Raw genomic sequence first — 16,455 nt, 5'->3', positions numbered from 1 at the left:
CCCTACACCACCAGCCTCGCCTTCGCCCTGCCGGTTCTGTCCTTTTCCACCACTATCTGCTTGTCAATCTTCTCCTTGAGTTCAGTCACGTGCGATATTATTCCCACCAGCTTGCGTCCCTCGGTCACGCTGACCAGCGCTTTGTATGCCTGTGGCAGAGTCTTTTCTGTGTCCAGTGAGCCAAAGCCCTCATCCACAAACATCGTATCTATCTGTATGCCGCCAGCCGAAGCCTGCACCTCATCGGAGAGTCCAAGTGCAAGGGAGAGTGATGCCATAAATGACTCGCCCCCAGAAAGAGACTTAACATCTCGTCTGCTGCCGTTGTAATGATCCACAACACAGAGGTCAAGGCCGATCTGGCTTCTCTTGTCACTGCTGTCCGTCACACGCCCCAGCTCATACTGACCATCTGACATCTTCAGGAATCTCAGATTTGCACGCTGAATTATCCTGTCAAAATACGACATCTGTATATACGCCTCAAGGTTTATCTTGTTCTTGCCGGATACATTTCCTGAGGCGGTGTCATAGAGCGACTTCACGCTTACATATTTCTTTTCTTTTGCCAAAAGCTCATCGGACTTTCTGCTTATATTCGCCATCGCTGTTTCATTTGCACGGATGCGGCTGTTTCCGTCCTGCATGAGAAGCCTGATCCTTCCCAGCTCATCTCTCACTGCGGTTTTATCTTCCTCAAGCTTAGCAAGTTCGAGCTTCTCTGCTGATTCCAGCGTGTCTGTCAGAGCCTTTATCTGCCCCTCCAGCGTCTTAATATCCTGAATCACAGCATTATATCTCTTCTCAGCGGCGTCAAATGAATCCTGCAGTTTCTTTGCTCTGCCAAGAATCTCGTTCATCTTCGTTTCCGCCTCACTCCGATTCCTGAATCTGAGCCCCGCGGCCAGTTCTGTCGCCTGTTCTCTGTCGGAGACAACCTTTGCCGTGAGCGCCGATATATTTCTCTCAAGCTCCACCAGCTTCACCTGCATCCTGGCAAATGTTTCTTCCTCCTGAGGAAGTTTTGCAGCAAGCTCATCCCTTCTGCTGACCCTTTTGCGTTCAGCCTCGATCTGTCTGTCAGTCTCCGCAATCTTCTCATTATAGTATCCAATATTCTTCTCAACCTTTTCCGGCAGAACATCTATATCCTCCGGATCGTCAAATTTTCTTCCAGCCTGCTCAATAATGCTGTTTCTGATCTCCATGACGCTGGCAAGCTTTACCTTTACATCCGTAGCACTGGCATTTGCCCTGTCGCGGGCTTTGTCAGCATCCTTCTTCGCATCATCTAACTGTGCATCTGTCGGAGCCTCCTTTGGCAGCGATGCAAGGAGTTTGTGCTCCGTCGCACCGCACACAGGGCACGCCTGTCCCTCCTTCAGATCCTTTGCTAGGATTCCCGCCTGGGCATTCCTGTAGAGCGTGCTCATATGCTCATACATATCCTGCTTTCTGGTATACATATCATTATCAAACAGATACTGCTTCTGTGCTTTGTCCACCGCCTGTTTTCTTCTGCTGTATTCCATGAGCAGTCTACTTATGTCATTCAGATAGTCAACAGCGTCAGCCATCTTCTCCCTCGATGCCGTGATTGCAACTATTTTCTCCCCCGCATCCGCAAGCTGTGTCTGCTCCTGCCTCAGCTTTTCTATGCTCTTCTGTTTGTCTGTCACAAGCATTCTGCCCTTCTCTGCCTGTTCATTTTGCCTTTGCAGGAGCTGTTCCTCGTCTGCAATATTTTTTCGCTTCTCGTCCAGTTTCTCATAGTTTGGAAGCTCGTTATTTATAACTGCTGCCTGCCTTTGGAGCTCTTCCGTCTCTGGGAAAGCTTCCTTTGTCCTGTTTAGCTCTGCCTCGGCAGTAGTTCTGTCATTCTGTACATTTGCAAGCTCCAAATGTGTCTTTTCAAGCTGCACTCTGGCTTTCTCTGTCTGCTGTGCCTTGCCTATCAGCGTGTCAAGTTCCCCGACCCGGGTCTCAAGTGTACTGATCTGCTTCTCATATGAATCCGTTCTTGCCTTCTCCGTTACAATAAGCTTTCCGATGAGTGTGATCACCTCATCAATTGGCATCTGGCCGTCCTTCGCCTTTTGAACACTGAGCCCAAAAGGGTCATCCTCTCCGCAGACTATCCCGGATATATACTGCTCTATACTCTTCTTCATATCGTCGCGTTCACTCTGAAGCCTTCTCGTCTCATCCTGAAGACGCTTCTGCAGAACAAAATACCTTGATGTGTGAAAAAGCTTGCTGAATATCTTCTGTCTGTCCCCGGACTCCGCCACCAACAGTTCCTTGAACTCACCCTGAGCAAGCATGGATATCTGCGAAAACTGCTCTCTGTCCACGCCCAACAATTCCTGAAGATATGAATTTACCTTCGTTCTGTTGGCGATGACCGAGTCATCCGGCAGATACAGTTCTGCAGCCGCATCCTGCATGGTAGTTCCCTCACCTTTTTTCTTACGTCTCTCATAGGAAGGATTTCTTTTAACTCTGTAAGTCTTCCCCATATGATCAAATGTCAGCTCAACGTAGGTATCTGTGTCCACATCGGCATACGTTGATCTCATCATCCTCGCATCACGGCTCGCCCCGCTCGGCTCATCATACAGCGCATAACAGATGGCATCGAATATCGTGGTCTTTCCCGCACCTGTATCCCCAGTCACAAGATACAAGCCTTCAGCCCCAAGCTGGGCCATGTCAAGCATCTGGACTCCCGCATATGGTCCAAATGCCGACATCGTAAGATTTATGGGTCTCATCACCAGGCCTCCTTTCACAATGTATCGCCCCTCTCGCCTCCGCGAGCGGGGCAGGTCGTCGGAGCGCATTTGAGTTATTCGCTTCGCTCATAAGCGCTCCTCCTTCCATATAGAGTCTATAATATCCTGAACAAAACTCCTCTGTTCATCGCTCATTTCCTTGTTGTTCTGCTTCTCATACAACTCTCCAAACAAATCTATAGGCTTTTTCCCTTCAAGCACAGCGCCATCGTCTATCGTCTGTGTCACACGGGTTCTGGTGTTGTCGTATCCAAGCTTCATCACATTTGGATAAACCGTTCTGAGTTTTCCCAAAGCATCCGGCACGTCATCCTCGTCCGTGAGAACCACATACAGATAATCATCCACAGCCGTCCCCTCATAGTTTCGCCTGTCCATCAGCTCGTCAAATGTTCCCTTTACCTCGCGCAGCTCATGCATCGGAACAAGCGGAACAGTCCTTATCTCTATTTTCTTGTTCTCAGGGATGTCAACAACTGTCACCGATTTGGTGTGGTTAGCCTCCGAAAGTGAATACTTAAGCGGTGTTCCACAGTATCTGACAGTCTCCCTGCCCACCTTCTGCGGCCCATGTATATGCCCCAGCGCCACATAGTCAAATGAGTCGAATACCGACACATCCACATTGTCCAGACCGCCCACATTCTCCTCCGACTCCGAGCGCACAGCCCCGGTCACGAACTGGTGGGCCACAAGGATATTTGTAACCTTCTCATCAACATCCATGTGCTCCACCGCCACACGGCAGGCATCCGTGTAATCCTTTATATCATCCGCCTCATCAGGGAATACCGCTCTGACCATTGCCGGCTTCACAAATGGCAGCATGTATATGTTCACCATCTGTCCTTTTCCATCCTCCAGCTTATATGGTCTGACCAACCCATTTCCCATCATGGCTATCTGTGCCGAATCATATACCGGCGATATATGGATTCCACTGAGATCAATCAGACTTGATGCAAATGCCAGCTTGGCCGCCGAATCATGGTTGCCGCTGATGATATATACTTGCAGCTTTCTCTTTGCAAGCGAAGTCAGGAAGCTGTCCAGCAGTTTCACCGCCTCCTCGCTCGGCACAGACTTATCATATACATCCCCGGCTATGATGACTCCATCCGGCTGCTCATCATCGATGATGCCCAGTATTTCTTTTAATATATACTCCTGATCCTCCAACATAGAAAATTCATTTACACGCTTTCCTATGTGAAGATCAGATAAATGGATCAAACGCATATACACTTCCCCTTTAAACAAAACATTCGTTGAAATAATTATAACATCACCGACAATATATCCCAATTATGTTTATCTTAATTTCGTTGATTTCGGTTTCTCCGCTACATGAAATACCATATTCGTCATATACTATGTAATATAGCACTAGTTTTCATCGGAGAACGCTCTATGGCAACTACTAACAAACTCAATTTTTTTCGTTTTTTCTTCATATCGATCCTCGGAGTGCTGCTACATTTCACCTACGAGTGGTCAAATGACAATCCCGCTGTCGGACTATTCTCGGCAGTGAACGAGTCAACCTGGGAACACCTGAAACTTATATTCTTTCCAATGCTCCTGCTGACAATGATGGAATTTCTCTGGGCTCATATAAAAGATAAGCCCCTGCCGGAACATTATCTTCCAGCAAGGACTGTCGGTATCCTGTCAGGTATGGCATTCATTGTGGTCGGTTTCTACACTCTAAACGGTGTACTGGGCAGGAATTATGAGTTTCTGAATATCGCACTTTATTTCGCCGGGGTTGTATATGCATTGCGCGCCGAAAACAGATTAGAATCCAGGCAAATGTGCATAAACGACTACGTTTCCACGACTATCCTGGCAATTCTCGCGGTTGCATTCTTTGCATTTACCAACTATCCGCCTGAACTGGGGGTATTTGCGGATCCTACAGCAGATTAACCACACACATCAGAAGCACCACCTGCATTACAAGTATAAGTGGCACTCCAACCGAGAAATAATTCTTCCTTATCTTATGCCTGAACACCACCATTCCAAGCAGAGCACCGATACTTCCACCGGCAAATGCCATACCGAGAAGGACCGCTATAGGTATCCTGTATCCGCCCTTGACCGCTCTGTATTTGTCAATTCCGAACATGACAAATGTTACAACACTCACTGCCGCAACGAACCAAAGTGTCCATCTGTATTCCACAAACACATCCCAGAATGCAAAGCTCCATTTGCCCACAGGTCTGAGCTTCCACGTCATGAACACCGCAAGTTCTATCACACACACGCACACAGTGAACACTCTCAGCATCATATTCGTCTTGGAGGCCGTCCTGTCACACAACGCAAATGCTATTATCATGCCAGGGGCACCACCGGCAATGGCTATGATCCCCAGCAGAACACTGAGCGCCTTATGGCTTGTTCTCCTGCGCTTCGCGGCCGTCACCCCATCAAGGACAGCTCCCAGTATATTTATACATATCAGATATATGATCAACTTATCCATTATATATACCCACCTTGTCTACTGACATTGTATACATAGTTCCACTCTCCTATATACTTCTACTGATCTGCGATGAGCACCTGCGGCTGAACCTTTCTGATGTTCCCCGCTCTGATAAATGCTACCACAGAGAATAACACGCTCATAAATACCAATGGTATAACCAGTGATATCACGCTTGTACTTAAATTAAAACTGTATATTCCAAATGATTCAAATCCTGCCTTGAAGAATGGCTTGCTGACGATAAGTGCCAGAACTATACCAAGCAGCGAACCCACAACTGCCGTCACGATAAAGCGGACCGCAAGCTGGCATCTGAGTCTGAAGGATGTAAATCCAAGTGCCTTGTATATTCCGATATCCTTCTGCTCACGCATGAGAACCTTGCCACACACGATTATGACCGTGACTATCACGAATACAGCCCCTAACATATATGTGAGCAATGTGAGTCCCTGTATTGCAATGTTGACTGTACCCGCCACTTCTTCAAAATCATCCTTTGCTGAATGTATTGAATACGTGATGCCCTGATTATCGCCATATCTCTTATCTATCTCCTGGATTATCGCATCACATTCATCAGTATTGTCAAGATCATAACATATTCCTTTGCCGCTCCATTCCTCTTCATCTGAACTGCTTTTGGCAGCTCCACTGACACCAGACTCACTTACGGTCTCTTCGCTAGCAAACTTACTATATGCAGCATTACTAATTGCAAAGTTCTTGCCCATATCATTTGCCGAATCGTATATGCCGGAGATCACCATCTTCCTTGCCACGCCGCCGCGCTTGACTGTGACTGTGTCACCTACGTTCATGTGAAATCCATCAGCCACATACTGGGTTATCAGCACTTCATTGTCATATGTGCAGGTTCTTCCCTTTCTTATCGTGTTGATCATATCAGGGTCCTCCACTATATAACAATACATCTGCACATCATCGAACAGAAGGTACTCGCTGGACATTTGATATTTTCTATACGCTGTGTGTTCTGATATAACATTCTCTATATCCTTCTGCGTATCCTCATCGACAAACGAAGCAGTCAGGTCATACTTCGTGACTGAAAACATATCCACCAGCATATTCTGTGAATTAAACCAGCGCATCATATCATTCATAAGTATCATGAACATGGCAAGTATAGCAGTCACTATGATGGCTGCGGCATACTGTTTCTTCTCAGATATAAACTGTCTGTATGCAAGACTCACACCAAGTTTCTTGCCTGAGACCGGAAGCTTCAGAACGCTTGAGAAATGCACACTGTCCCGTCCACCTCTTATCGCCTTTATAGGTGTGGCCTCGGATATTCTCCTTGTCTTCAACATGATAAATGCTGCTACCAGAAGCAGTATCGCCAGTATGACACACAGCACAAGTCCTACATTAATATCAGACGGAACTTCAAGTCCTGAAGAAGATCTTGTGGCACCATTTATAATTTTTAGTATCGGAATGGCCAGTGGTATTCCAGCAAACAGTCCAGTCGCCACAGTGCACATATACCCGGCAAGCAACGCCAGCTTCACCGATGCATTTGTCATTCCGACCGCTTTGAGTATTCCTATGTTAACAAAATCCATCTCTATGCTGCTGCCGATGTTGTGTCCTAGAACTATCATAGCCGCCACCAGAAGCAGCACAACAAATATAAGCAGCACCGCGGAGAATACCTTTGTCATAAGAAGCATGTAATTTCCCGCCTGCTCCTTTGATAAAGTTATCCAGCAATATGACGCGAAATCACTCACATTATTCAGTTCTCTCTCAAACTCCATCTCCGTGAGGTCCAGGCCCGGCTTTTTATCTATTATGATAAGCTTTGACAATTCAAAGGATCTCTTGTCATCTTCCAGTCCGCTTCTATGATCTTCCGCAGCCTTTGCCTTGAGATCCGCAAAATCCTCATCTGAGATCAATATCGTCTTTATTCCCATGACCGAAGATCCCATATATGGATCCTCGAAAAATGACGCAACTTTGAAGGTATAAGAACCGTTATCATTGCCCAGCTCGACTGTATCACCAATCTTGCAGTCATACATACCTATGAAACTGAATGGCACACTTACCTCACCTTTTTCAAGCCGACGATCTGTCATTTTGTTATCCACATCATACTGATCATATGTGAGCACGCTGTCTGTATCATTCAAAACGAAGCTGCTGTTTCCGCCTTTTCCATTGCAGTCCTTAAGCAGCAGATATACAACATCTGCTGCTTTCACTTCCTGCACCGCATCACATTTGCCAATATTCTTTATTATCTTGTCTGCACTTGTTCCATAGGCATCCAGCCTGTTCTCCCCATAAAGTGCGGCAAGCATACCTCCATAACCAACCTCTTCCATAGCTTCCGAATCATGCCTTATGGAATTCGTGTAGTAAGAAAGCACTGAACAGAATGCCAGAGAAATGATAAGCATGAGCACGAACACACTTATATGCACGCCCTTGTTTCTTCTCATATTTCCTCGAAGCACCATCATGATATATCTCATCCCGGCACCTCCTACCACTGCATGGAACCAAGCCATGCATCTATCTGGCTCTCACGGCTCTTGCGATCTTCTTCAATATACTGTGACAGCTTCAGCTCACCTATGATCCTTCCGTCCTCTATGTAGATGATCCTGTTCGCCCTGATAGCAGCCCTCACATCGTGGGTAACCATGAGTATGCTCTGTCCCTCCACGTTAAGCTCGGTGAGAAGGTCCAGCACATCCTGGGTATTTCTGCGGTTTAATGCGCCTGTCGGCTCATCCGCGAAAAGGATACCCGGACTGTTGATGACCGCTCTGGCAATAGCGCCCCTCTGTGCCTCTCCGCCGGACACCTGTGCAGGAAGTCGGTCAGCAGCACTTTCTATATTCATCTTTTTTATGAGTTCATCAGCCCTGTTTTCAGTCTCTTTTGTGCTCGTATCCTTATTCATATAACCCGGTACAAGTATGTTCTCTCTAATGCTGAGGTTACTAACAAGATGTATCTGCTGAAACACAAATCCAAACTCATACACCCTGAGTTCTGCCATGCGCTTCTCATTGTATTCTGTTATATCCTCGCCATCATATATGACCTTTCCCGAAGTCGGTCTGTCCATCCCGGACAGACTGTAAAGCAGTGTGGATTTTCCCGAGCCTGACGCTCCCATGATGACTGTAAAATCTCCCTTATAGATATCCAGATCCATGTTGTTAAGCACATGATTCTGCACGCCCTCACTGGAAAAGCTTTTGCAAAGGTCTCTTGCCTGAAGAATTATATCTGCCATTTTTCTCTCCTTTTTATAGTTGTAGCACGGGGGCATTCAGACATCCTCTACAGATCTTCACCTCGCCACCGTGCTACAACCATATCACCCTATTTATTAACAAGTCCTTAACAAACCTTTCTTGCTGCAAAATATAACACTGCCTCCAGGCCATCAGCATGATTTACAAGTTCCACATCTCCGCCCATTCTGTCCATGAGATAATGGACAATAAATAGTCCAAGGCCCGCTCCAGGTTCATCACCGGAGTTTTCCCCTCGATAAAACTTCTCATATATGAACGGCATATCCTTATCCGGAATTCCTGTTCCATGATCCTTTATGGACAGACTGTATATCATATCAGCGCCGCTCACATGGACATTCCTTGGAAGTTTTTCGGGCGATATACATTCCGTAACAATACTTATCTCTGTGTCTCTGGCATACTTAGCGGCATTTGACAGTATATTTTCTATCACCTGAACCACTCTTCCCGAATCTGAATGCTCAAGCACTGCCTCGGTTATATCTCCATTCACCACGATATCCATTCCGAGACCTATATCTGACAGGACCTGTTCCAGCAGAGGTTTTATCTCAACCTTATCACTCTTCACCACCAGTCTGTCCAGATCATGCAAGGAATGAATAAACATGTCATTCGTTATGGACGTAACCTCATCACATTTCTTCATGATGACCGACGCATACCTCTCCCTGCGCTCCTGGGTGGCATCCATATTCATGACCAATGCCTCCGCATATCCTCTTATAGATGCGATCGGAGTCTTTATATCATGTGACAGCGTGGCTATAACTGTCTTGTTGTTCTCTATCGCTTCCTGCTCTCTACGCCTTGCATGCACTATCTCCGTTCTCATATGGTCAAATGCCCACGTGAAGCTTCCGAACATATTTACCCGTCTGTACTTAAGTTCGGTGTCCATATCCCCTGCTGCCAGATGTGATGCATAATCCTCCAGCTCGTCAAATGGCCTGAGAACACACACGTATATGTACAGGAATAATACAATCACAACACACAAGACAACGATATACATGATCACTATATTCCTAAGTCCTGACTTGCCGGTATCTATCTTTTGTTCCCTGAGTTCATTCATTACAGCGTCAAGCTTTTCGTCAGCATCTGTGGATCCCGAATCATACAGTTGTTTCACTTCATTCAGTTCCACTATATACTGCCCATATTCATCATCTTTTATCCGCCGTGTCTCGTCCTGCTTCTCCCTGTAGAACAGCCAACCAAAAACTATGGTTATAGCGCACATGAACACGATCAGCATTTTTATTATATTGCTTCTTACTGAATGTCGCTTCATATAAACTCCCTATAGCTGCCAAGTGGACATCCACCTTACAAGCTCATATTATTCTCACTGTCTTTGTCTATTCACTATCTTCTAGCACATATCCCGTTCCCCATACCGTACGGATAAGCTGCGGATGTGAAGGATCTGTCTCAAGCTTTTCCCTGAGCCACCTTACATGCACCGCAACCGTGGATGGCTCCACATCGCTGTACAGCCCCCACACGGCACTCATGATCTGTTCCTTGGTCAATACCCTGCCTCTGTTCTCCGCCATGTATACAAGCAGGTCAAATTCCTTCGGCTTCATATCCACATTACTTTTGTTTCTGTTCACAGTCCGTGCGTGCCTGTTGATCTCTATCTCGTTCCCGTCTGTGTTCAGGGTCAACATCTCAGACTTATTGTCATCAACACCATAAGTTCTCCTGAGTATCGAACGGATACGAGACATAAGCTCTTTCAGTGAATACGGCTTTGCGATATAGTCATCTCCACCCATATCAAGGCCATTCACCTTGTCATCCTCACTCGTCCTTGCACTTGCAAATATGATTGGCACCTGCGAAGTATGCCTGAGTTCTTTACAGAATGAGAAACCTGTACCATCGGGAAGATTGATATCCAGAAGTATGAGATCACATTTGTTATCTGTCAGCACTTCATATGCATCGTCTATGCTGGCTGCGTACAGAAAAGCATAGCCGTTGTCCTCCAGCATATCCTGTATCAGCATAGACAGATCAGCGTCATCATCCACTATAAGTATTGTTCTCTTGTCTGTATGCTTTTCTGTCATCCTATACCCTCCAATGTCTTCACTGTAGACAATTCATATTATATGACTCTAAACTGCCCACATATCGTCTGTAATATCATCCACAAGCAGTGCATACAGCCAACTATTTTTCTTTATTCACCAGCATGTCATATGTAACACCATACTTCTCCGCTATGTCACTGGCATATGATTTACCAGCAGGTGGCGCTATCTCGATCTTGTAAGATCTTTGTGAGCCCTCGTTGTGTACGATCAGCGAATATACCTTGCCCTCTGTACGCCCTTCATTCATCTCATCCACATCAAAGCCCAGCTTATGCATATGGGTGTTGTATATCGTTCTCGTTCCCTTTGTCAGAATCGCTCTCACGGAATCCCTGGCTATATAATAGCCCTCCTCAAATGACGTAGTTGAAAACGTCTCATTGAGAAGTATGAGACTGCGATCATTCGCACCGTCAAATATCTCCCTGAATCTCTTGCACTCCTCACCAAGTCTTCCAAGATCCAGGGTCTTGTCTTCGTCAGCAGGGAAATGTGTAAATACGCAGTCCACTGGAGCAAATTCAAATTCATCACCTGGGATATATATACCACCCTGAGCCAGTACAAAAAGCTGACCTATCGTCTGGGTTATGGTCGTCTTTCCACCCCTATTTGCTCCTGTCAGAATATACACTCTGTGCTCGCTGTCAAAGTCCAGATCATTGGTCACTATGTGCTCCGACTCCTCCGTGTCAAATGCCGCAAGCTTGATATTGTATATGCCACGAGCCTTCATATAATATCTGCTCTTTGAATCGTCCTCCTCGGAAATATCTGCGTTCGGCTGATATGCAGAGTTCACAACCTTTGCCTTGGAAAATGCTGCGCCGCGTTTCTGCAGTTTTTCTATGTACTCAGCCCATCTTATATAGTAAGTGAGCTCAGGTATGAGATCCGTCATATCAGTTATAGTAATCGACACATACTTATTTAACGTCTCCCTCATCCTCTTGACAATTCTTGTTATGAGCTTGGTGACTACCCTGTCTGTATACCGCGTAATATCTTTGGATTTGTCAGAATCAGGAATACCAACCATTCCTGCCGCCAAGTTATTTGCACCTCCAGTTACCACTCTTCCCTGAAGTTCCTGCTGAAATTTGGATAATGCTTCATTTACCGCATCTAACGGCTGAAATCTGAAGTCACTCTTAGCGTCGAGGTTGTCACTTATCTTATCTCTGGACATCAAATGACCGTAGAAATTGCTCAGCACACCGCCCCTCGTAAATTGCTTACTATTTACAGATATCAAGCCAACGCCATCAGCCTCATATCTGCTGTTCAGATTAATTCCTATAGTTATACTTCGAACCTCACCACTCACCTTTTTCAGCTCTGATATGTCCTTCTTCAGCTCACTGAAACCGTTGTCCTCATATATATTCTGAACATACTCCTTAAGACCTGTAAATCCCTCTGAATGCAAGTTTTTATCCTTCAGGCAGGAATATAACGAATCTACGCATTCTATATAATCGTCTATCTCATCAAGTCTGTGCATAAGATCCCATATACCTGAATTCTCATCATAATCGCGTTTAAAGCTGCCGTAATCCTTGAGAAAGCTTATCTTCCCAAGAATCTCCATCATATCGTCTCTGAGTTTTTTATTTCCAATTATGTCGTCAAACACACCACCTCTGTACTTTGTAACAGATGGATCTGCATATATCCGTGACATAACTCCCATTATATAATTCTGTTCAGACTCATTTGCCGACAGTTGTCTGCATATCATATCAAGCCCAAGGTCATGCATGACCACAGGGCTCAGTGCCCTAAATGAATACTCACCATCCGGTACCAGAAGGCTGTATTTTCCTGTTGTATTTTTCCCCATATCTACACCTTTCAAGTAATGCCTAAAGCCTGTCAATCCAGCTCATACCATATATCTTCCGCCAAGCTCAATTCTAATTTCTGCCTATCACCTTCATATACGCTGAAACCATCTCCACGACGCCGTCCACGCCGAGCTTCGCCTCATCAAGGCACAGGTCATAATGTCCTGAATATCCCCAGTTCTCTCCTGAGTAATAGTCATGATAGCTTCTTCGCTTGGCATCAGTCTCCTCCACAAGACTCTTTGCCTTTGATTCTGATATGCCATGCTTGTCCATTATCCTCTTTATTCTGCTGTCTTTATCTCCGCACAGGAATATTCTCACTGCATCGTTCCTGTTCTTGAATGCAAAGTCCGAGGCTCTTCCCACTACAACGCCATCCTGTCCGTCAAGCAATCTCTCAAGTACATCCTCCGGGGTCTTTCTTCTCTTCACGACAAAGTCATCTGACACCGACTGCATCATAGAATCTATAGCCTTCTCTCCAAAGAAAAACGGATATTTGTCATACACACCCTTCTCCTTTGCCAGCCTTATTATCTCTTTCTTTGTGTAACAGGCTATACCATATTTTGAGGCAAGTCTTGCTGCCACCTCATCGCCGTCACATCCACACTCTCTGCCTATTGTAATTATCATTCTGTGCGCCTCCACTCGTCATTCTTATATAATAGAAATGTCTCATCTCTATAACTCATCAAACAATACACCCCCATTATATTACAATATAGCTGCAGCTGCATCCTATAACTTGCAATATCTACCTCTTTAGAATTCCCGTTCCATACATACAAAATGCTTATCAAAAAGATCACACTCTCCAACCGTTTCAAAGCCAATCTTGGCGTATGTCGAAAGCGCCACCACATGTCCCTCTCTGACAAGTATATGAACGCCCTTCATGCCTCTGCTTTTCAGGACATCACAGGCATAGTTCATCATAGTCTTCGCAATTCCCTGTCCCTGCATATCCTTCCTGACGCACAGCCTTGAAAGTTCTCCCGATGGAGCCAGATCTGCTCTCCAGCACGTAAGTGCCTCAACAGCATCGTCGTGATCTATGGATATTGTAGCTACAATCTCTTCTTTGTCATTCTTCATAACAAACAGATCCTCGTTCTTCAGGTCAAATGCTATGGTATTCTCGTCAGGATAATTCTCGCTCCACTCACATGGTCCGCCTATCATGGCGTGATAGAGTGAGAGCAGTTCTTCTTTGTCTTTTGGTGTTGCATTTATTATCTTCATATGTCTGATCCTCTTTCTAAAAATGATTACAACAAATCAAGCAGTTCTTTATTGTATATACTATCATCCAGTTCTGGTTCATTCCAATCTGACGCACACATCTCTGAGAATCTTAGAACTGCATTAGCTATCTTAAAATCATCCTCATCTGTACTAAGCAATAGTTTTAACATCGTATATATTTTATTACAAACATCAATATTAATTGCTTTCATACAACTATCCGGTATACCTCTAAAATAGTCTTCCCCTTCGCATTCCCCCGCATGTACATCCTCTATCTTTCCATTTCTGTATACAGCCACACTTAATGCTTTTGCCAACCTTTTCAACACAATATCTCGTATAATTCCTTTTCTTTCAATAAATTTTATTTCTTCATCCGTTTTTAATTTCTTAATCTCGTTTACTACTTCTTTTTCATACAAACTGTATATAGTTTCAAATACCATTATCTTCATACCTCATTATTGTCAATCTATTGTTAATCATAAAGTAATCTATCACTTTCTTTTTAAACGTATCGATTTCGGTCCCTTTAAGATGAATAATATTTTTCTCACTCCACTATTCCCTCACCGTATCCTGTGAAAAAATACTCCTTAAGCAGAGTTATTATCACCTTCTGGCTCTCCCTGCTATGTGTGATTGCATAGTATCTTCTGCCAAACTTCGCTTTCCGCTCTTCCTCACGAATTCCAATCTCCGCCCCTTTTGAGGTAACCCGCTTCGTCTTGCTGCCATCATCCATGTCCAGTTCTTCAATGTAGCCATTTTGCTGTAGCAGACCATTAATAAATGCCGCTGTCAGCTTTTTCATGCCTGTGATTCCCTGTTTCTGATTCAGTTCATTTATACGATTCGCCAGCTCAGAAACAATACATTCATCGACGATCTCCACATCATCAAGCATGTTCGGATCAATATAGAACTCTTTCTTCCTGACTGTTTTCTCTTTTCTGCGCTGCTTTTCCGATTCCACACCTTGTGTCCCTAAGTCACCAGGATTGTCAGAATCCAAAGCTTCCGCTTTCATGCTCTCCACATATTCCGTATGTGCAAGGCAGAATTCGTCTATAATCTCTGCAAATGTCTCTCCATAACTCTCCGTCTTCTGCACTCCCATACCATATACGTTCTTCATATCCTCACTGTTTCTCGGCAACTTAATGCACATATACTTGAGAGTCTTATCCGAACAAATGATAAATGGCGGCACATTCTGCTTCCTTGCGAGCTCCAGGCGTCCAGCCCGGAGAAGTTCAAACAGTTCCATTCCCTCATCTGTCAGATCAGCCATCACCGCCATCTTTTTCACAGCACGTTTGTCTGTTATGTATGACTGCTCAGTCTCTTCCTCCGTCACAACACAATTACTGCATTTGTCACATGTGCAAGGGCTTTCATCTCCAAAATACCTCAGTATATACTGTCTCAGGCACTGATCCGTTTCACAATAACGTATCATTTGATTCAGCTTCCGCTGGTCATTTGCCCGCAGTTCATCATCGTCTATGCCTGCATTTGCAGAACTGACCTTATGTTCCAGCAAACGCTTGTTTATCATGATATCCTGCTTTGAGAAGAACAGTACGCACTCCGCTTCCTCACCATCACGTCCGGCTCTTCCAGCCTCCTGATAGTAATACTCAAGGCTCTGCGGCATATTATAATGAAGCACATACCTCACATTTGACTTATCAATACCCATGCCAAATGCATTTGTCGCCACCATCACACTGAGCCTGTCATATGTAAAATCCTCCTGACTCCTCTTGCGCTCCTCCATCGATAATCCGGCATGATACCGACCGGCAGATATTCCATGTGCCACCAACAATTCGTGTACCTTCTCCACATTCTTCTTGGTAGCACAATATATGATCCCGCTCTCTCCCTCATGTCTCTTGACATAGTTCAATACACTGTTGTCCGTCTCACGTCCGCCTTTCCTGTTCACAACCTTGAAGAACAGATTCGGTCTGTCAAATCCTGTGACAATCGTGACAGGAGATTCAAGTCTAAGATTCTGGACGATATCCCGCCTTACTATATCTGTTGCTGTAGCGGTAAACGCACTCACAACAGGGCGCACTGGCAGCTTATCTATAAAATCCGCTATTTCCAGATAGCTTGGTCTGAAATCCTGTCCCCACTGGGATATGCAATGAGCCTCATCAACTGTCACCATTGCAAGACTTGCCTTGCCGGCAAAATCCAGAAACTGCGCAGTGCCAAGTCTCTCCGGGGTAACATACATGAGTGTATATCTACCCTGTCCGGCATATTCCAAAGCTTTTCTGATCTGTCCTTCTGTCAATGTACTATTGATATACGCAGCGTGAACTCCCGCCTGGTTCAGTGCCTTAACCTGATCCACCATAAGTGATATTAGCGGTGAGATAACTATCGTTATGCCCTTACCGGAAGCACCCATCATGAGTGCAGGGAGCTGATAACACAGCGACTTACCTGCTCCGGTTGGCATAATTCCAAGCACATCCCTTCCTGCAAGTATTCCATCTATAAGCTCCTGCTGTCCTGATCTCAGACTGTCATATCCAAAATAGTGTTTTAATGTCTCCTGTAAATTCAATCTATATCCTTTCCAGCCTCTTCAAGCTAAAATAAATAATATTTACA

The 16,455-nt window shown here is 45.0% G+C and carries 13 protein-coding genes; 1 reads left to right on the top strand and 12 read right to left on the bottom strand.

Going from position 1 to position 16,455, the window contains the following annotated elements:
* Positions 1-2 precede the first annotated feature (2 nt).
* Both ARA78_RS06550 and ARA78_RS06545 read right to left on the bottom strand, forming a co-directional pair.
* The gene (locus tag ARA78_RS06550) at positions 3-2,774 is read right to left on the bottom strand and encodes an AAA family ATPase (RefSeq protein WP_055280257.1); all 2,772 of its coding nucleotides are present in this window, start codon (positions 2,772-2,774) and stop codon (positions 3-5) included.
* A gap of 87 nt (positions 2,775-2,861) precedes the next feature.
* Positions 2,862-4,034, bottom strand: a complete 1,173-nt coding sequence (locus ARA78_RS06545; protein WP_055280256.1) for an exonuclease SbcCD subunit D — start codon at positions 4,032-4,034, stop codon at positions 2,862-2,864.
* A 171-nt stretch (positions 4,035-4,205) separates the two neighbouring features.
* Between ARA78_RS06545 and ARA78_RS06540 the strand changes: the two genes are divergently transcribed.
* Positions 4,206-4,724 (top strand): DUF6512 family protein, encoded by a 519-nt coding sequence (locus ARA78_RS06540; RefSeq protein WP_055280255.1) that lies wholly within the window; start codon positions 4,206-4,208, stop codon positions 4,722-4,724.
* Here ARA78_RS06540 and ARA78_RS06535 read toward each other — a convergent pair.
* The 10 genes from ARA78_RS06535 to ARA78_RS06490 form a co-directional block, all read right to left on the bottom strand.
* The gene (locus ARA78_RS06535; RefSeq protein WP_055280254.1) at positions 4,711-5,289 is read right to left on the bottom strand and encodes a DUF1294 domain-containing protein; all 579 of its coding nucleotides are present in this window, start codon (positions 5,287-5,289) and stop codon (positions 4,711-4,713) included. The two genes, ARA78_RS06540 and ARA78_RS06535, sit on opposite strands and share 14 nt — an antisense overlap.
* A gap of 59 nt (positions 5,290-5,348) precedes the next feature.
* Positions 5,349-7,805 carry an ABC transporter permease gene (locus tag ARA78_RS06530; protein ID WP_242849677.1) on the bottom strand — a complete coding sequence of 819 codons (2,457 nt, stop codon included), beginning with the start codon at positions 7,803-7,805 and terminating at the stop codon, positions 5,349-5,351.
* A gap of 11 nt (positions 7,806-7,816) precedes the next feature.
* Positions 7,817-8,578, bottom strand: coding sequence for an ABC transporter ATP-binding protein (locus tag ARA78_RS06525; RefSeq protein WP_055280252.1), 762 nt, complete (start codon positions 8,576-8,578; stop codon positions 7,817-7,819).
* A gap of 107 nt (positions 8,579-8,685) precedes the next feature.
* Positions 8,686-9,903 (bottom strand): sensor histidine kinase, encoded by a 1,218-nt coding sequence (locus ARA78_RS06520; protein ID WP_055280251.1) that lies wholly within the window; start codon positions 9,901-9,903, stop codon positions 8,686-8,688.
* A gap of 67 nt (positions 9,904-9,970) precedes the next feature.
* Complete coding sequence (locus ARA78_RS06515; protein WP_055280250.1) at positions 9,971-10,690, bottom strand: response regulator transcription factor; 720 nt, start codon at positions 10,688-10,690, stop codon at positions 9,971-9,973.
* Between the two features lie 103 nt (positions 10,691-10,793).
* Positions 10,794-12,560: a MutS-related protein gene (locus ARA78_RS06510; protein WP_055280249.1), complete on the bottom strand. Its 1,767-nt coding sequence runs from the start codon at positions 12,558-12,560 to the stop codon at positions 10,794-10,796.
* A 73-nt stretch (positions 12,561-12,633) separates the two neighbouring features.
* On the bottom strand, positions 12,634-13,203 hold the full coding sequence (locus ARA78_RS06505; RefSeq protein ID WP_055145241.1) for an AAA family ATPase: 570 nt from the start codon (positions 13,201-13,203) through the stop codon (positions 12,634-12,636).
* A gap of 129 nt (positions 13,204-13,332) precedes the next feature.
* Positions 13,333-13,812: a GNAT family N-acetyltransferase gene (locus ARA78_RS06500; protein WP_055280248.1), complete on the bottom strand. Its 480-nt coding sequence runs from the start codon at positions 13,810-13,812 to the stop codon at positions 13,333-13,335.
* A gap of 26 nt (positions 13,813-13,838) precedes the next feature.
* Entirely contained in the window at positions 13,839-14,273 is a 435-nt protein-coding gene (locus ARA78_RS06495; protein ID WP_133300880.1) for a hypothetical protein, read from the bottom strand.
* A gap of 98 nt (positions 14,274-14,371) precedes the next feature.
* Positions 14,372-16,408, bottom strand: coding sequence for a RecQ family ATP-dependent DNA helicase (locus tag ARA78_RS06490; RefSeq protein WP_055280247.1), 2,037 nt, complete (start codon positions 16,406-16,408; stop codon positions 14,372-14,374).
* Positions 16,409-16,455: the final 47 nt, after the last annotated feature.

Source organism: Coprococcus eutactus, from assembly GCF_001404675.1.
GTDB classification, from domain to species: Bacteria; Bacillota; Clostridia; order Lachnospirales; family Lachnospiraceae; genus Coprococcus; species Coprococcus aceti.
This window is presented reverse-complemented; position numbering and strand designations above follow the sequence as displayed.